The sequence below is a fragment of the Candidatus Bathyarchaeia archaeon genome, assembly GCA_035283685.1.
Lineage (GTDB): Archaea > Thermoproteota > Bathyarchaeia > Bathyarchaeales > Bathyarchaeaceae > DATETJ01.
Window position 1 is genome coordinate 79,900 of the sequence record DATETJ010000002.1, and the last position, 17,773, is coordinate 97,672.

The window sequence follows — 17,773 nt, forward strand, 5'->3', positions numbered from 1 at the left end:
AACTCGTATGAAATCCTCCTAAATGCCTGATGAACAGCGCCCTAAAGATCCAGAGACTAAGCTAAAACGATGCGAAATCGCCTAAAGGCGCGGTAACACAATCATTTTCGGGCGCTCACCCTTTCAGTTCAGGCTTAACCGTTGTTGTTATTTGAGCTTTATCAAGGTTTTGCCCATTTCAATCGTGGGCTGCAGGGTTATTTCTGGTCATTATTTTGAATTAACAAACTAAATAAGAGTTTGAGCATCGATAAGCCAGCGGTGGTCAGAGTGCCTCTTAGCGGAATTAAGATTGAGAGGTTTTCTGCGCTGATGAATGGCATATTCGTCGGTGTGGGAATCATCTTCTTACTCTGGGGGGCAACTGACATAGCGTTTCCGATAACAGAGAGATTCAACGTCGCAGTCTTTGGGCTTTTGCGAATAACATTGGGCATCATCTCGCTTAGTGTGGGTGTCGGGGTGGAGTCGGTTCAATGGGCAAAAATCGGAAAGGATCTGACCCCAAGCAAAACAGCAAATCCAGCAGAGATGGAATCAAACAAGGAAACTAATCCGGCTCAGCCAATCTCGCCGGTTGAGCCGCAGCAAACCACATCCTAAACTCTTCAATGTTGCATCGATCCATCATCAGCGTTCAGCATACCGACTTGCGGCTGATCCATGTTGTCACGTTGGGATGGCTTTGAGTTCAGAGTTTTGCGCCGTCACGATGCCTGCAAGCTCCATAAGCGTGACAGTTAACGCTCTCCTACTGAGAAGAAAAAGAATCTAAGATACATTCTTCTTTCGTCGCGACCTCCAAGGCAAATGCATAATTAACATCAGCAGCGGACACAAGAGGACAACTAGAAAGGATAAGTAAGCACTGTCGATGTTAGCGTAGACAATTGCTGCGAGTATGGCGATCGGGATGAAGCAGAACAACATCATCATCAACAGATGTCTCTTACCGTACGATTGGCTTTCAGGTTCCTTAGACGGCCCATGGTCATGCATAAATGCGCGTCACCTCCACCCCGCGGTCGGTCATCTTTCTTCCCTTTACGATTCTTCCAGCTCCCAGTAAAACCGGACGCCTGTCTTCTATCTCAATCCCCGACTTTCTAAGCAGCGCTTCAAGGTCGGACTTGATGAATTCGGAATAATATGGTTCATAGGATTTGACAAAATGATAGATCAAAAACCTGCTGATTCTGTTTTTTGGCAACGCATAATCAACGATCACAATAGTTCCGTTTGCCTTGGTTACTCTAACCATCTCTCTCAACGATTTTTCCCTTATGGTGGGAATCATGTCGTGCAGGGCAAAGGACACGCAGGTAACGTCGAAGTTGTCGTCCTCAAATGGTAGGCTTGTGGCATTTGCTATCTCAAATTTGGCGTTCTCGTATTTGCTCTTCTGTTTGGCTACTTTGAGCATGTCTTCCGACAAGTCGATGCCGGTGACATCGAAACCTCTTTTCGCGAACGCGAACGCCTGTTTGCCTGTTCCAGTCCCAACGTCCAGTATTCTCGAACCTTTTCTTGCATTGGTGAGATCTACAACTCTGTCTCTTAACTTTGAAAGGAGTAAAGTCACGGTGTCATAGTATGGAGCCAATACGCCAGCATACTTTCTCAGCAAAGAATAGTAGCTTTCTTCTTCATGGGCTCTTCCAGAGTTGAGATTTCTGCTATTTGCTCGTTGTAGACTTTTTGTGGGTTTTAGCGCCTTGTACAGCGCTACGGTGCCGAAGATCGTCATGTACTTGGTTGTTTCTTCAACTTGGACAAAACCGGCTTTGTGGAGCATCTCGGGCAATAAGCCTTTCACGTTGTCGGACGATTCCTCAAGACGCCCAATAATTGACGACGCTAAGCGCATGATACTATTCTGCGGTTTACCTAGGTCTGCGATGTGCAGTTCTCCCCTAGGTTTGAGGACCCGGAACGCTTCACGAAGCGCACGAGCTTTGTTTTCTCGGGTGAGATGGTGAAGAACCATGCTTGAGACAAGTCTGTCAAAAGAGTTGTCGGAGTACGGAAGTTCAGTGGCTGTTCCATGGTCTAGAGCGATTTGAACGCCCGCGTTCGCAGCTTTTTGTCTTGCGACTCCTAGGATTTCCAGATCTGCGTCAAGTCCGACAACATATGCCTTTGGTTGAGTCTTCTTTAGGAGAATGGTTAGGGTTGCGGTGCCGCAGCCTACGTCCAGCACTCTGTTTTCTGGTTCAATTCTTGCCTGTTTTATTAGCTGAGGCTTGAAGGCTGATTCGCGTGCAGCCCACTTCATCATAAAATCGTAGGCAGGAGTCAAAAAACTATGGCTGAAGGCAGGAATATATCGCACATCTTCTGTTTCCCGTGTCGATTTGGGGCTGAGCAAAGTTGTCACTTCTCTGGTTTTCTTAGCAGCAGTGTCCCGAATGCATTGAGTGTTCAGAGTGTCCGCCAGAACCGCCGCCAGTGTATTTCGCTGGGTTCTTGTCAAACGTTGTCTTGCACATTTGGCTGCAGAAGTAGTAGGTTTTGCCCATGTACTCCGACTTGAGTTTGGCTGATTTCTCGTCTACTGTCATGCCGCATATTGGGTCTTTAGCCATGTCGGTTTTCACCTCCTCGCTTTACAGTTTGAGCAGTTTGAGAGTTGCCGAGTTGCCCACTACGAACAGTGAACTGAAGGCCATGGCGCCTGCCGCCCAGATGGGGCTCATCGATATGCCCAAGGGAACCAGTATGCCTGCAGCCACTGGAATAGAGACCGTGTTGTATATGAACGCCCAGAACAGGTTCTGTTTGATTTTTTTCATCGTGGCTTTGCTTAGTTTGATGGCTCGAGCTACGTCGCGCAAGTCGTCTTTGATCAGGACTATGCCGCCTGTTTCTTTGGCGATGTCTGTGCCGCTGCCAATAGCGATGCCAACTTGAGCTTGGGCAAGGGCGGGTGCGTCGTTGACGCCGTCGCCTACCATGGCTACGACTTTGCCTTGGCTCTGCAATTTCTTGATAACATTGACTTTCTCCCAGGGTAGCACGTTGGCGATAACTATGTCAAAGCCTAATTGTGCTGCCACTGCCTTAGCGGTGCGTTCGTTGTCGCCTGTGAGCATGGCAACGTCGAGTCCCATAGCTTTCAGTTGCTTGACGGCTTCAGCCGCGTTGTCTTTTGGTGTGTCCATGGCTGCAACAATGCCTGCCAGTTTGCTGTCCACGGCTAGAAGCATGGCGGTTTTGCCCTGCTCCTCGAGTTTGGTCAATTGAGCCTCAACAGGTTTCTTCACGTTGATTTTGCTTTGTTCCATTAGCCTGCGGTTTCCAAGCAGAATTGCATGACTCTTGTAGGATGCTTTGACGCCGTGTCCGGGTACAGCCTCGAATGAGTCGGCGTCGGGGATTTTGATCTCCTGTTTGTTTGCTGATTTGATAATAGACTCAGCTAACGGGTGCTCTGAGCCTTTCTCCGCGATAGCTGCATACTCAAGTACTTCGTTTTCTTTGAAGCCTTCAAACGCCACTATGTCGGTGACCGATGGCTCTCCCCTGGTCAAGGTGCCGGTTTTGTCGAAGATTACTGTGGTTAGTTTTCGCGCGCTTTCCACGTATTCGCCGCCTCTGAGTAAGACGCCGTGTTCGGCGCCTTTTCCCACGCCAGCTAGAATTGCGGTTGGGGTTGCTATGCCCAAGGCGCAGGGACATGCAATGAGCAGTACGGCTAAGAGCACGAGGAAAGCGTTTGAAAACCCGGTGGCAACGAACCAGTAGGTGAACGCGATTGCTGCCACGGTGAAAACAGCTGGGACGAAGTATCCCACGACTCGGTCAGCTAGTTTCTGTACAGGTGCGCTGGATGATTGTGCTTCCTCTACTAAGTGGACTATTTGCATTAGGGCTGTATCTTCGCCTACTTTTGTTGCCTTAGCTTTCAGCAGTCCTGTTTTGTTTATTGTTGCGCCTATTACTTCGCTGTTAACGGTCTTTTCAACTGGGATGCTTTCGCCGGTGATGATTTTCTCGTCAACGGATGAGTAGCCAGAGACAACAATGCCGTCGGTGGGTATCTTTTCGCCTGGCTTTACCACGAAGACGTCGCCGACTTGAACGTCGTCGATTGGAACTTGAACCTCTTGATCGTTCCGTAGCACTCTTGCGATTGTGGGTTGCAGTTCTAGTAGTTTGCGGACCGCTGCGGCGGAGCGTCTGCGGATTGTTTCTTCGATGTACTTGCCGAACAGCACGAAGGCCAATATGGCTACTGCTATTTGCATGTATTCTGAGCCTTCTCCGGGCACTGTTTCTAATCCTGGCAGTAGTGCGCTGATTGCGCCGTATATCCATCCGGCTATTACGCCGGTTGATATGAGGACGTCCATGTTGATGGCTTTGTTTTTGAGGGAAAGGTAGGCTCCGTGGTGGATGCTCCATCCTGCTAGCCAGACTATGGGCGTGGATATAATGAAGAAGGCTAGGTTCCACGGCGTGATTATGCCGAGGAGCCTGAATGCCATTAACGCTTCGAATAGGCCTGCGATTGCGAAAATTCCGACTAAGCGTATGGTGGCGACGCTCAGCACGCCTAGCAGGGTCAAGGTTACGCGGCGTCGTAGGTTTTTGAGTTCTAGTTCAGGTTGTTCGAAGGTGCGGGCGCATGATTCGCTGCAGAAGTAGTATGTTCGGTCGCCGATTTTCCGTTTGATGGCTGTGTTGGCGTCGACTGTCATGCCGCATACGGGATCACGGGGCAACTTTTGTCACTTCCCTATGTTGGTTAAACGTGTATGTGAAATAGGTGTTCCAAGATATAAATATATCTTTTTTAGATATATCTTTTCGGATAATATTTATATGTTGGCACTCGCACATACCTTCATTGTGGGCAACATGGTTAGTCAAGCGAAAACAGACCCACTGCAGGATTTGTTGTCGGATTTCTCACGCTTCTACATACTCATGATTCTGTACGAAGGCCCAGCCCACGGCTACAGCATACTAAGCCGCTTTAAACAGCGCCTCGGCAAAAAGGTCAGCCCCAGCTTAGTTTACCCGTTTCTGCAGCAACTGGAAGAAAAAGGTCTGGTCAAGCACACACTGAAACCCGTGGGAGAGAAAGAGAAGAAAGTCTTTGAACTCACGAAAGAGGGCAAGGAACTGAGCATAGGCTTGTTCAAACGCTTCGCTGGTTTAGTCAGCATTGCCATAGAGCCAAGTCTGAATGTGTGTGCTCATTGTGGCTGCAAGGTTTACGAGGGCGGTTATCGCGAAGTCATCGATGGCAAGGATACCACGTTCTGCTGCATGCACTGTGCCAACTCCTACAAAGAAGAAAGGAGGCTGTCCAAAGGATTAGTGAAGGGTGGAAAGCATGTCCACAGTTAAAGACCCAGTTTGCGGCATGACTGTAGACGAAAAAACGGCGGCACACAAAACAATTCACGATAACAAGGTCTACTACTTCTGCTCCTCCACATGCCAGACAGAATTTGTCAAGGACCCAGACAAATACCTGCAGCAAACGTCAACTGCTGGTCGACATGCTGGTCACTACGGCGGCTACTGCGGATCCAGCGGCTGCGGTCCACCAGCTCGAGGCGTGGCTTGGTATCTTTATCTTGGGCTTCTGCTTCTTCTGCTGCTAACATTATTGTTGGCGAGATAGGAGACAACTAGCTGAGATGGAAGTGATGTTGAATGATTGATTATGGTTATGGAGACTGGTATCTTGTAGCGTTAAACGTGCTCATTTTTGGTCTCTTCGCGTTGTTCATTCCTTTCAAAAGGAGGCTTTACAGGCTGCCTTCAAGCATCTATGTGGCGTTCGTGGTTGCTTTGTACGCCGAGATGTATGGTTTTCCATTGACGATATACGTTTTGTCTTGGCTTTTTGGTTATCAAAACCCGATGACACACATGGCTGGCCACATTTTCGCGTCTGTTGTTGGAGAGGGCTTCTTCTTCACGGTTTTGCATCCGCTTTCCGTACTGATGTTGGTGGGGGGTGCGTTATTGGTCATTTATGGATGGCAGGAAGTTTTTTCAGCACGACAAGGGTTGGTGACGACGGGCTTGTACGCTTACATGCGCCATCCGCAATACTCAGGTTTCCTTCTTCTCACTGTGGGTATGCTGGTCCAATGGGCAACGCTTCCCACTCTCCTCATGTGGCCTCTGTTAGTCGTTCTGTATTATCGGTTGGCAAGGCAGGAGGAGAAGGATATGGAGGCTAAATTCGCAGAGAAGTACAGAGAATACAGAACCAGAGTTTCGATGTTTTTGCCGCTTCCAAGGATTAAACGAATCCGCGCCTGAGAGGCTAGGTGATTGCTTGCCCGGTTTCGCCTCAGTGAAAGATCCTGTGGAGGTTCGGTATGATCGTGTGGCTAGGTTTTACGATGCGTTGACGGCTGTTGTTGAGTGGTTTGTTTCTAGGAATAGGCGGCTGCTGCTGCGCCAAGCGAGAGGCAGTATTCTTGAGGTGGGTGTGGGTACGGGCAGCAGTTTTAAGGATTATCCTCGGGGTAAGCGCATTGTGGCTGTGGACATCAGCCGAGGGATGTTGAGTCGAGCAGAAGCGAAGACGAAGAATTACGAGGGCGTTGTGAATCTGCGCCGTGAAGATGTGCAGCGACTCTCATTTGGCAATGGGACTTTTGACACGGTTTTTACTTCATGTGTTTTTTGTTCGGTGTCTGATCCGCTGAAAGGGCTGGGTGAACTGCACAGAGTGTTGCGTAGCGGTGGGAAACTGCTTATGGTTGAGCATGTGCGCAGTCGGGGCAAGGTGCTGGGCTGGGTTATGGACAAGTTGAACCCCATGGTGGCTAGGTACGGTGTGGACAACATCAACAGGGACACGGTGGATGTCTTGCGAAAGGTTGGGTTCCGAATTGAGCATGATAGGAACTTGGCGTATGATGTTGTGAAAGCCATAGTCGCTGTCAAGTAGGCGGGAAACCCCAAAGAATAAATACGATTACTCGTAATCATTTCTACGAATGAATGACTGTTAGGGAGCATAGATTTTGTCAACAGTTGAACAGGTTTCCTCGACTATTGAAGAGTATTTGGAGGCTATTTACCGACTGCAGGAAAGGGACGGTGCCGCCAAAACCACGGAATTAGCTAAGAAGTTGAATGTCGCGTTGGGCACGATCACGAACACGGTTGAAAGCATGGAAAAGCAAAGCCTGGTAGTTCATGAGCCGTACAAAGGTGTCAAACTTACAGCTAAAGGTCGAAAGATTGCTTTGAACGTTGTCCGAAGGCATCGGTTGTCTGAGTGCTTGCTGGTTGATATTTTGAAGTTGGAGTGGGGTAAAGCCCATGATGCTGCCTGCAAGTTGGAACACGCGTTTGCTGATAAAGAGTTGATTGGGCCTTTGGAGAAGGCTTTGGGTAACCCGAAGACCTGTCCTCATGGCAATCCGATTCCGTCGGCGTCTGGAGAAATGGCTGAGGAACGATCTGAAACGCTGGCTAGCCTGAATGCTGGCGAGAAAGGCGTGATCGTGAAGGTTACGGATGAGCGAGAAGACATTCTACAATACTTGGGCAAGCTAGGCTTCAGACTGGGTGCGCGGGTGGAGGTTCAAGAGAAGGCGCCGTTCAACGGTCCCATCATGATTCGAGTTGGCGACTCGAGCATCGCTTTGGGGCAGAATGTTGCTTCTGTGATTTGGGTTAAGAGAACTAAGGCTTAGAAGGAGATCGGTTCGTAATGCTCGGTCAATATTTGATTGCTTTTAGGGAAGTTTTGGAAGCCGCTTTGATAACGTCCATTGTTTTGGCTTATTTAGCCCGAACTGAGCGGAAGTCTCTCTCTCGGTATGTTTGGTACGGTGTCTTTTCTGCGGTAGCTGCCAGTGTGGTGTTGGGCGCTGTTATTTGGGTGGCTTATGGCACGCTTTCAGGACCAGTTCAGAAGTTGTTCGAGGGTGCTGCTGCTTTGGTTGCTGTGGCTGTTTTGTCTTCTATGATTTATTGGATGGCTACTAAGGGTAAGGAGCTTAAGGCAGAGGTGGAGAAGCGGGTTGAGTCTATGGCGACTCGTGGTGCAGCTCTTGGCTTGGTGTCGTTTGCGTTTGTGGCAGTGTTTCGAGAAGGCTTGGAAACCGTGCTCTTCTTGACTCCTTTCTTGGTGACTGACGCAGTGGCCACGGTCACAGGTTTATTGTTGGGCACGTTAACTTCGGTGGTGTTGGCTTACGCGATCTTTTTTGCGGGCATGAAGATTAGCATCAGGAGGTTCTTTTATTTCACGAGCATTTTGTTGGTGTTGTTGGCTGGCGGTTTGGCTGGCTACGGAGTGCACGAACTAATTGAGTACACGGGCTCATCGGCTTGGGGTTGGCTGGGGCAGAACGCATATGCATTAAACATCGCTTTGGATAATCTGTTGCATCATAAGGGCATAATAGGCTCAATATTTGCAGTGATGTTTGGCTACACGGTTAAAGCCGAATGGGCTAGAGTGCTAATTCATATAACTTACCTTGTAGTTGCCATTCCGCTCGTTGTCTGGGTTTACCGAAAGAAATGATAGACTCGCCTACGTTAGACAGTCTCTGAAGCCTGTGCAAGTGGTCTGAGCGGCTTCAGTCTTTTATCGTAAGACGCAATATTTAATACTTTGCTATGGATTATGTGTATACGAGGAGTGCAATGATACAGTCTGAACCTTGTTCAAGAGGATTTCTTCGAAACACTAGAGCAGTTAGTCCCGCGGTGTCCACAGTTATTCTAACAGGCACCATTGTTGCCCTACTGAGTGTGACATCAGTTTACGTTAATAATGTTCTCTGGGCAAGAGCCGCGGAGGCCGATTTCAGCTCGGCGAAGCAGTTTATGCAGACGATGGGGCTTCAGATTGATGAGGTTGCATGGACGGTAGGACGCAAAGCTACGGTTCGATATTCAAGTGCATATGGCGGGGTTGATTTCTTGCCGTCAGCCTTGAACTACGCCGTTTATGTCAAGACACAGGGCAATACAGACTATGAGTTACTTGCCTCATACGATGTAGGCGTTCTGCTTTTCAACATGCCAGTGTCAAAATACTCTTTGTACGATAGTTACTATGAGTTAGTCTACCCGGCCTCTTCCACAAATCTTACTTTAACTGGCGTATCTGCTCCTGTTGCCCGTGTGTTTGGCGTTGAGAAATTGTCGCCTCCAATGAGTGATGGAAGCTTTGTCAGAATTGTGGTCATGCCTTCTGTGAGGTCTCTTTTCGCTAATATGACGACAACCGGCAGGGCGACTTATTATACGAGGTTATACTTGCCAGTTCTTGCAGAGGGCTTCGCTAAAGGCTCACATCAGTCGGTGACTTTTGCCGGGAATTCGGTTGCCTCAATGACCAAGAATCGGGTCACAAGCGTTAAGGTAACCGTGGATTTTCCCGCCAAGACTTCTCAGCAAGGCTTCGATTCTTCATTTTTCCACTTGCCCAGCCTTGAGCAAGTGATTGACGTCCCATCTGGTTACAGTGATTCTCAGCTTGAATTCTACGTCGGAGAGGTAAAAGTGGATCTCGGCGTCCACTCATGATAAGGAGGCATTTGTTTGACAAACGTAGCTATTGAGGCAGTGATATTGACGCCCATGCTAGTGATTCAAATCATATTATTCCCCTTCGTGGCAAACACGATGGCATCTAACTGGGAAAACGCTACTCGTGACGTCACACTTAAAGAACTGGCTTCTCAAATGGCGAGTACGATTCAGCAATTGTATCTTTCCCTGAATCAACCAGAGGTTTCGGCTGGAAACATCACTCAAGCCTCAACTTTTCCCAAAGAGATTGCTGAGCACACATATAATGCAACAGGCTTGTTGGAAGCTTCCTTTCAACTTGGTTTTGGTAAGGTTTTGTTCCTCACCGTCACCTTGCAGAAACTCGGAAATACTATTATGGTTCAAACCCCGTTAGGGCCCAACGTTTTGTGGAATGAGAAATCTCTCTTTGAAAGTTCATCTGCAAATGCTTCGATTAAGGTTCAGAAGTTCGTGAATGGCACTCTTCTTTTCTCATTTTGATGGTCTTGGTCGAAAATGACTGGTGTAACGATCGATCATATGGTTTCCCTCGTCGTTCTCATAGCGGTGCTCATGGTTTCCATGGGCGCCTTTGGGCAGATCATAGGCGCGGCAGTCACATATCAGCAGAACCATGAAGTCTCCATGAAGGCAGCTGAGCTTGCCAACGCGTTGCTGTTGAGTCCGGGGAGTCCCGATTCGTGGGGTCGAAGTGACGGCCTTCCATTGGCATTCGGGCTTCAAGATTCAGACTCGGGAGGATACTCGCTGGATGCTTTCGCTCTCTCAAGGTTGTCGTCTAGATTGCCTCTTGTCTATTATGGCAAAACGGGTCTGTGGTACAGTAACAACAGTTTGGGCGGAGGGACACTGCTTGTTCCAATGGCCAAAGCTGTAAACTATACCACTACGGCAAGATTGCTCGGTGTTGAGGGGTCTTATGCCTTCAGGCTAACAGTCGCGCCGACGTTGAATGTCTCTCTTTCTGAACTCAACCTGAACCCATTAACGGTGAAAGTTGAAGTCAGAGGCCTCACAGGCGTGGTCAGCGACGCGACTTTGAATTACTTTGCTTATCAAGTAGTTCCCCAAGTTGGTCAAGCTCCTTCGATTCAAACGATTTCAGGCACCAGCCGGACTGATCTGGCAGGTTCTGCAACGCTGGAATTCTCATCCGTGGACGGCTCGCGCTATGCCTACTCTGTTGTCATTCATGCACGTGTTGGCGGTCTTTCCGGTGTTGGCTACCGATATCGCGATATTATTGCTAACAACAAAATAGTTCCCTTGGTTGAAGACTTTGAGAATAGATCTGTTCTGCTTGCTCACAGTTGGGACCTGGGCAATTTTCCGTCGCCGGTTGAGGTTCTGTATTTCAACGCGACTTTTCTCTCTTTAGCTCAGGACTTTTGGTTGAGTGAGATTCGAATGGCTGATTCTGGCGGTTTTGTCAGAACTGGGCAGGTTAATTATGGCGTAGGTTTTGACCACGTTCGAGTGCAGATTCCGACACAAAACGCAGGGATTTTGATTGTTGCATACAGTTCGGGAGACTACTCTGGGATAGTGACAATGCCTTGGGGAATCAGTGTTCTCGGGTTTTCTGCGATATTCGGGGGCGACACAAGTCAGGCTGATTGGGTTGCTGTTGAACTTAGGCAGGTGTCAATCAGCAAGATCTCGTATCAAGCCAAAGTGGCTGTCTGGAAGACATCGGGCTATCAGCCTGCGAGGTATACGCCATGATGCGAACAATCGAGATTTTCATGGTCGCTATAATCCTTTTCGCGGCTTTTGCGATCACTATGCAATTTGCTGTATTGCCGTCGCCCAGTAATGTCTCAGGTCGGAATTTGCGTGAGCTTGCTCTGTCAACGATTGAGACTCTCGATGTAGACGACGATCTGACGAGAACGGTTTTCAGCAACACTTCAGATCCGTCTTGGGCGCGTCTCCAGAATGCACTCGCTGCATCTCTTCCCCCAAATATCGTGTACAACCTCACGGTGTACGATATTGTAACATCCTCCGGGGGAGTCGTCACCTACAGCTTGGTCAAGTCTTTCTCAAACTCCAGAGGCGATCTAGGAGTTGATTCTGACGCCTCGTCCTACGTGGTGGAGTCGTCGAATGTCAAGTTTGCTACGACACCTCAGAAAGTCGGGGAAAGCACCGGAAGGAACATAACTCTCTATATCTTGAATTGCAGCGATGCAAACGGCTGGTGGATTACTGGTTACACTGCACAAAGCCTAGCCTCTGATCTGCGCGATCTGCTTTCACCATACTTCCAGAGCACTGTTCTTGTAAATTCCACTAGTCAGTTGGGTCTCATTTTGAACGGTACTGCGCTTAGTGGAGAAAGGCTGCAAGATGCTGTGGTGATAAATACTTTCGGCGAAGCCGTGCCGATTCCTGCAGGGTATTATACGACTCAGGGTTATGATGCAAGCCGAGGATCCTATGCAAGATACGCGTACATTTTGGGGCAAAGAGTGAATCAGTACAATTGGACGTGGGTTAGCATTGTGGGTTATCCCTTCTTCTACGTTACGAATACTTTGACGTTTTCAAGCAGTCAAAACGGTTGGGGCTTGTACGGGATGCGGCAAGTGGGGTCTGCTGGTCTTAACTCTTTTCTGCGGGGTCTAAACCTTCAGTCATATTTGTACAATAGCCAATGGATAGCGGGAAGTCCAGGTGTTGTTCGGTTTACGTGGAATGCGTCCTATTACTCGAATTACTATGGTGTCTATCCAGCTAGTTATCAGACGTCGACCAGAGCATTGCCTACATCTATTTTGAGCACGTACAATTTGCGGGTTGCACCGAACAGCTACATATTTCAGGTAGTCAATAACTGGATTGCAGGAGCTACGTTCACTCATCGAGGTCAGGGCAATACCATTCGAGGCTCGTTTACTGCGATAGGATTGACGAGAACGCCGGATGTTAGAATCACAGCCCTGGGTCTTCTTCAGCATTACCGCCCAATCATCTACAAGTCGGAGTCTGGGGCAAGCGGCACGTCTAGGCTCGTTGTGCTACAGCTTGCAGAGCAAGGAGGTGCTTAATCAATATCTCACAGTTCCGCCTGCAACAAAGGGCAGTTTTCGACGATTGCAGCATTGCTCGTAGCCATAATAATGGTCAGCGCCGTGATCGCAACGTATGCGAATATTAGGAATCTTCCGTTTCAAGAGCCGCCTAAGGTTTTGAGTGCGCTTGAGGAAATGAACCTGTCACTCAAAGGGCTTATGCAATATGCTGTTGGATATTATGGGTCGATTTTGCAGGTGACTGGTAACGTTAGTTACGCGAAGGATTTGACTTTGAAGTATCTTCGAAGTGGATTCGTTTATATCGCTCAGTCCAAACCTTCGTGGAATCCGTCGTTTGACATAAAAGATTCCACTTTCTCCACCCGCTGGTACGAGCCGACGAGTTATAGTGTGGGGAATCTTTCGGTGACGTACTCGTTGTCGGGTTTGGGAATATCTCAAGTGACATATGAGATTTCATCACTTCTCAAAGTGGATGTTTTAGACACAGTGGCTGGGCAAGCAAGGGTTCTCGTCACAGTCGAGGATGGCAAAGCAGATCTCAAGCTAGGCAGAGCGAACTTCTTTTTCTACAGGTTTTCGGACTCGGTTTGGAAGACGGTCAATCCTGCTGTTGATCCCATTGTCCATTCGAACGGAACCTACGTGTTGCAGATTCCTTCGGGAGTGGACCAGAGCTTGTACTTGATGAAAGTTTATGATTCGAGAGGCATTACAACCACTGCTTTCTTCTCTAACTCGCGGAAACCGCAGTACGCCTTAACGTTTTCTTGGAATGCCAGTCTCTATTCGTCGTTAGCAGGGGACACGCTTGTTGTGGAGTCCTTGCAGAATGGCACTTTGCGGTGGCTTGGGTCAAACCTTCAACTGTCGACTCAAGGAAAGCCTATTCTCCCGATTCCTGTGAGGGCTTTGCGTGTGAACCAGACTATTAATGGAGTTGACCGTGAAGTGCCTTTTCAGGTTGAAGATTGGGGATCAGATTACAGAGTTCCGTTGGGTTTGACAAGTAATGCGAGTCTTTTCGGCAATAGGCAAATGATTGTGTTTCTGGCTAATCATAATGTTCAGAAGGTTACGTTGTGGTGGAGTGGGCGGGATACAGTGACTCAAACGCATTACGCCTTTGTTAACAGGTATTTCGCTGGTGATGATCCTGCTTCTAGGCGGTTGACAAATGGGATTCTGACTTTGACTGTCAGTGCTTCGTACGACACGATAACGTCTTCGATTGCTGGCGGTGGTATTACTAGCACGGCGAGTTTCATGCGGCTGAACAATTATAATCCTATTTACGGGTCTAGTCCGGCTTATGTCATTCATCATGGCATAGTCAGAGACATAATTCAGCAAGAGGCTGAATGGTCAAATGGGGCTCCAAACAGTCCTAACGTGTACTCGCAGATGTACTTCACGCTTCCAGCTAATGCAACGTATTACACGTATGCGTTGAGAACGGTTTTTGTTGATTCTTTGCAGAGCAGGACGCTGACGGATCTGTGTGCGATTCGGCTTTCAGTTTCAGGTGGGCAGCAGCTCACGGAGAATGGAACGAGCGCGGGCTATCCTGTGTCTTCGACTGCTACGGGTTTGTTCTACAATTTTTCTGGTTTTCTGAATGGTTGGGCTCATCATTGGAGCGAGTTCATTTCTGGAAGTTCTGGCGCAGGGCTGATGTTCAGGGACAACGGTAACGAAAAACTGTACTTGTTCGACAGTGTTGCGGGTCAGATGACGGGAGGGGTTAATGTTGCTGGTGCCAGTCGGGTAATTGAGTTTAATCCAGTGGGGCGGTCTCAGTTTCCTGCGGCTTTCACGTATTCTCTTGACGTTACGTGGCATGGTGCTGTTGTTACATTCAACGGTGAGCCAATCTATCCAACCGTTGGCACTGTGGGTTTGTGGGTTCTTGTTGAGCATCCGCCAGTGATTGCGGTCAGCTAGGTGGTTGCGGATGGGCTGTTTATGAGACAGGGAATATTCGTGAAAGGCTTGGTTCCTCTACTTATTGGCGCAGTCCTCATAGTATGTGGTGTTCTGACTGGAAGAAGTGAGACTAGCGTTGTCAGCGAGAATGCGTTTGACGGTTCGTCTCCTTACGGCTTCCTTGGCAATCACGAATACAAGGCAACAGCTTACTTACTTCCTGGAGCTTACGAGCTGCGTTACAATTTTTCATCAACTGAAGCGATCAGCGAGTTCTATGTGAGCATTTTCGACCCCGACGGCTATGAGGTAAAATCCATTTATGGTCCCCCAGCCTCGTATGAATATCAAAATGCAAACCTGACCTTTGAGACACAAAAAACTGGTCAACATACTCTCATTCTGGGTGGTAGATGGATGTCAGCTCAGGTTGATCTCCACAGGCTGCTGCAATCAGCCAAGGTGGTGTATCCTTTTGAAATCGTCTTTTACTTGGGCGTGCCACTTTTCGTAGGCGGCTTTACTGTAAGCATTTCTGGAATTCTGATGAAGAACAAACCCACTCACTGGCTTGATAAACTCTGACATATTTCTGCTAGTGTTGTTGGCTGGCGGCTTAGCAGGTTACGGAGTGCACGAGCTAGCTGGGTACACGGGCGCAGACGCGTGGGGGCTTGCTGGGGCAGAAAGCATACGTGTTGAATATTGCTTCAGATAACCCGTTGCATCACAAGGGTGTGATAGGTTCAATATTTGCGGTGATGTTCGGCTACTCCGTCAGCGCCGAGTGGTCACGAATCATAACACATCTCGCCTATCTCATTGTGGCACTACCACTGATGCTGTGGGTTTATCGGAAGAAATAGGGGCTCGTTTAGCGTCAGAGTTCCAAAGTCGAAGACGACCTACACACTCTTGCCAATACTTGTGCGTTAGGCACGAAAACATTGTTTCTTAATGGTTATTTATGGAGTTGTTTGTCCCAAGTTTGTGTTGAGTATTCGTATGTCAAATATGTTTACGATTCCATCGTTGTTGAAGTCGGTGTTTGCATCATAGCCGGTCCAGTTGACGCCGACCCTGTGTAGGTCCACTACACTGATTGCGCCGTCGTTATTTGCATCACCTGCATAATTCACGAAGACAACGTCCTCGCATTCAAACGGGGTCCCATCAAACAGTCTACCAGCTAGAGTCAAAGTAAAGTTGCCATATCGAATGCTTTGATTGTGATATATCCATGACTCCACTGAGGCTCTGTCAAACTTAACCATGCGCTCCAGAAAACCATCGTTATCGTAATCCGATAGGTACTCGCTGGAATTTGTCACGAAGCTATACTGGGGATCGAGAACAGGTGAAATGGTTCCGGTTAGCAAGATTCCAGTAGCATTGATGTCTGAAGCGTTGTAGCCTTGAAGAGGCTGAATGTAAGCGGTGAGCCATCTCCAATCAGTTCTCAAACTAAGATTCTGCCAATCTCCTGTTAAACGCGCACGAGCGGTTCCCGACTGTATTGCTCTAATCTCAGCCATTATGGCAGACTGTGCGGGTGCGTTCCACCATGAAGTGTCTATATAATCGGGAAAAAGGGATTTGTCTCTAGTGTAACGTTCAAAATCTTGTCCTGCAAGCCACTGTTCGGGTTTTGACCTTGCCTTGTCTCCTAAAGCGATTAGCTGTGACATCCAAGCTAGTTTTTGTTCCAACGGGTCTGTTATGTTGCTGCCTCCTCTAGGAGACGACGCAATAAACCCGTGTCTGTTCTCCCATCCAGTGTTTAGCAGAATTCTCTTGTTCATTACTGTGGCAAGGGCTCTCATGTCGGCGATCATATTTCTTCCCGCGATTCTAAGAGTGCCGTTGTAGCCTGTGCCGACTTTGTCGAAGTTCTTATTGTTAAACCAAGCTTCTGTAACCCATGATATGTCGCGTTCAGACCATGTTGACGGAACCTCAGATGCTAACACTAGCGGAAGCCACCAGCTGACGCTTACGAAATCCAAGTCTCCGAGGTAAGTCGCTCCGGAGATTCCCTTCCTGTCCGAGGTTATTGGTGCTTCAGGATTAAGCTGCTTAACTGCGTTATAGCCTAGTCCTTCGTCGTCGAACCATCCTGCGTGGTCCACGGTGAGCAGTATGTCTTTGCCAGCGTTCTGGAAGATCTGTCTTGTTTCATTAATCATGGTGAACCATTGTGAATTGTGGTTCCAAGTGAAGTCTGCTGTTGGGTAAACCATCTCCAATGCCAACATGAATATGTCGCCGCTGACAAAATTGGGGTTTGAGGCAAGAAACTGCGCTGTGGGTCGCAAAACATTGTCCATGTAATATTGCAGGTACAATTCTCCATCGAACAGCGGGAAATCTGACTCTCTTGCTCCCCACGCGAACACTCGAGTATTATCAGTTATAGTGTTTCTGTTGGTTTGATCCCATGCAACCGAAATGCTGAATTCCATGTTAAATCCAGCGTTGTGTATTCTTTCAGCCGCAGATGGTCCATAGATTAGTGGGTCGCCGAAGCCGAAATACCATCTTTGCCAGTTTTGCATAACTCTGTTCTGCTCATAGTCGGAAGAACCCAAATGCGGAGGGACAACGATTCCTCCTGTATCGTTGTCTATCGCGTATGTTTCCCAGATTCGCATCTGAACGTGCGTTATCTCTCCGTTTGGCGAAGCTTGCCTCAAGTCGTCGAGAGCCAACTGCCAAATGTCCGCTTCAAATTGACTGTCGAAATCTGGTACAAGAATATCCGCCATAAAGTCAGCTATTCTGAATTGAAACGTGCCAACAGAACCAGAAGTTACAGCTGCTGGACTAGGAGCGAGGACTAGCGCTGAAATAAGAAGGAAACCAACCAGTGCCGTAACTTTGGAATTCAAGTCTTAATCACATTCTCTCTGACACAAACATGCTGGAACAAAGATAGCTCTGCTAGCAGGCTATCTGCACGCTGCTTTTTTCTAGACTCCGTTCTCTTTCTCTGTCTAGCCCATTTTCCCACACAACAAGTATTTAGAACTTGTGAAACACCGCGCGCATTCTTCTCTCAGGACGCAAGTTGATAGAAGTTGAAGCTCAATATCTGCCGTGATATTCGATTACACCGTCAGCGCAGAATGGACGCGAGTTGTCAACAAACACACGGCGCAGACTACTACTTCCAAGCAGAAACCAGCTCGGTATTATTACTTGACCTAGGCGTGAGTTAATAACATCTGAACAGAAACCCTGCCAACCACCGCAATCAACATTCAAGAAGCTAC

18 protein-coding genes are annotated in these 17,773 nt (G+C 48.2%); 14 read left to right on the plus strand and 4 right to left on the minus strand.

Going from position 1 to position 17,773, the window contains the following annotated elements; all coding sequences use genetic code 11:
- The first annotated feature begins 240 nt into the window (after positions 1-240).
- A complete protein-coding gene (locus VJ249_00465) occupies positions 241-603 on the plus strand; it encodes a hypothetical protein (protein HKZ93040.1) in 363 nt (120 codons plus the stop codon).
- A 388-nt stretch (positions 604-991) separates the two neighbouring features.
- Here the strand turns inward: VJ249_00465 and VJ249_00470 are convergent, their stop codons facing one another.
- Genes VJ249_00470 through VJ249_00480 form a run of 3 tightly spaced genes read right to left on the minus strand, consistent with a single transcriptional unit; the run spans position 992 to position 4,724 of the window.
- A complete protein-coding gene (locus VJ249_00470) occupies positions 992-2,368 on the minus strand; it encodes a methyltransferase domain-containing protein (protein ID HKZ93041.1) in 1,377 nt (458 codons plus the stop codon).
- A 22-nt stretch (positions 2,369-2,390) separates the two neighbouring features.
- Entirely contained in the window at positions 2,391-2,585 is a 195-nt protein-coding gene (locus VJ249_00475; GenBank protein HKZ93042.1) for a YHS domain-containing protein, read from the minus strand.
- A 21-nt stretch (positions 2,586-2,606) separates the two neighbouring features.
- Positions 2,607-4,724, minus strand: coding sequence for a heavy metal translocating P-type ATPase (locus VJ249_00480; GenBank protein ID HKZ93043.1), 2,118 nt, complete (start codon positions 4,722-4,724; stop codon positions 2,607-2,609).
- A gap of 100 nt (positions 4,725-4,824) precedes the next feature.
- Between VJ249_00480 and VJ249_00485 the strand changes: the two genes are divergently transcribed.
- From VJ249_00485 to VJ249_00545, 13 genes are all read left to right on the plus strand, one after another.
- On the plus strand, positions 4,825-5,355 hold the full coding sequence (locus VJ249_00485; GenBank protein ID HKZ93044.1) for a helix-turn-helix transcriptional regulator: 531 nt from the start codon (positions 4,825-4,827) through the stop codon (positions 5,353-5,355).
- Complete coding sequence (locus tag VJ249_00490; GenBank protein ID HKZ93045.1) at positions 5,342-5,635, plus strand: YHS domain-containing protein; 294 nt, start codon at positions 5,342-5,344, stop codon at positions 5,633-5,635. The genes VJ249_00485 and VJ249_00490 overlap by 14 nt, the downstream gene beginning before the upstream one ends.
- Positions 5,636-5,667: 32 nt before the next feature.
- A complete protein-coding gene (locus VJ249_00495) occupies positions 5,668-6,285 on the plus strand; it encodes an isoprenylcysteine carboxylmethyltransferase family protein (protein HKZ93046.1) in 618 nt (205 codons plus the stop codon).
- A gap of 16 nt (positions 6,286-6,301) precedes the next feature.
- Entirely contained in the window at positions 6,302-6,922 is a 621-nt protein-coding gene (locus VJ249_00500; protein ID HKZ93047.1) for a class I SAM-dependent methyltransferase, read from the plus strand.
- 76 nt (positions 6,923-6,998) lie between these two features.
- A complete protein-coding gene (locus tag VJ249_00505; protein HKZ93048.1) occupies positions 6,999-7,676 on the plus strand; it encodes a metal-dependent transcriptional regulator in 678 nt (225 codons plus the stop codon).
- Positions 7,677-7,693: 17 nt separating this feature from the next.
- A complete protein-coding gene (locus VJ249_00510) occupies positions 7,694-8,515 on the plus strand; it encodes an FTR1 family protein (protein HKZ93049.1) in 822 nt (273 codons plus the stop codon).
- Between the two features lie 185 nt (positions 8,516-8,700).
- The gene (locus VJ249_00515) at positions 8,701-9,525 is read left to right on the plus strand and encodes a hypothetical protein (protein HKZ93050.1); all 825 of its coding nucleotides are present in this window, start codon (positions 8,701-8,703) and stop codon (positions 9,523-9,525) included.
- Positions 9,526-9,540: 15 nt separating this feature from the next.
- Complete coding sequence (locus VJ249_00520; GenBank protein ID HKZ93051.1) at positions 9,541-10,014, plus strand: hypothetical protein; 474 nt, start codon at positions 9,541-9,543, stop codon at positions 10,012-10,014.
- Positions 10,015-10,029: 15 nt separating this feature from the next.
- The gene (locus tag VJ249_00525; GenBank protein HKZ93052.1) at positions 10,030-11,259 is read left to right on the plus strand and encodes a hypothetical protein; all 1,230 of its coding nucleotides are present in this window, start codon (positions 10,030-10,032) and stop codon (positions 11,257-11,259) included.
- Positions 11,256-12,587, plus strand: a complete 1,332-nt coding sequence (locus tag VJ249_00530; protein HKZ93053.1) for a hypothetical protein — start codon at positions 11,256-11,258, stop codon at positions 12,585-12,587. The genes VJ249_00525 and VJ249_00530 overlap by 4 nt, the downstream gene beginning before the upstream one ends.
- A 54-nt stretch (positions 12,588-12,641) precedes the next feature.
- Positions 12,642-14,519, plus strand: a complete 1,878-nt coding sequence (locus VJ249_00535) for a hypothetical protein (protein HKZ93054.1) — start codon at positions 12,642-12,644, stop codon at positions 14,517-14,519.
- A 21-nt stretch (positions 14,520-14,540) separates the two neighbouring features.
- Positions 14,541-15,086: a hypothetical protein gene (locus tag VJ249_00540; GenBank protein HKZ93055.1), complete on the plus strand. Its 546-nt coding sequence runs from the start codon at positions 14,541-14,543 to the stop codon at positions 15,084-15,086.
- A gap of 89 nt (positions 15,087-15,175) precedes the next feature.
- Positions 15,176-15,367, plus strand: coding sequence for a hypothetical protein (locus VJ249_00545; GenBank protein HKZ93056.1), 192 nt, complete (start codon positions 15,176-15,178; stop codon positions 15,365-15,367).
- Between the two features lie 99 nt (positions 15,368-15,466).
- Here VJ249_00545 and VJ249_00550 read toward each other — a convergent pair whose 3' ends face one another.
- A complete protein-coding gene (locus VJ249_00550) occupies positions 15,467-17,389 on the minus strand; it encodes a hypothetical protein (protein HKZ93057.1) in 1,923 nt (640 codons plus the stop codon).
- Between the last annotated feature and the right edge of the window lie 384 nt (positions 17,390-17,773).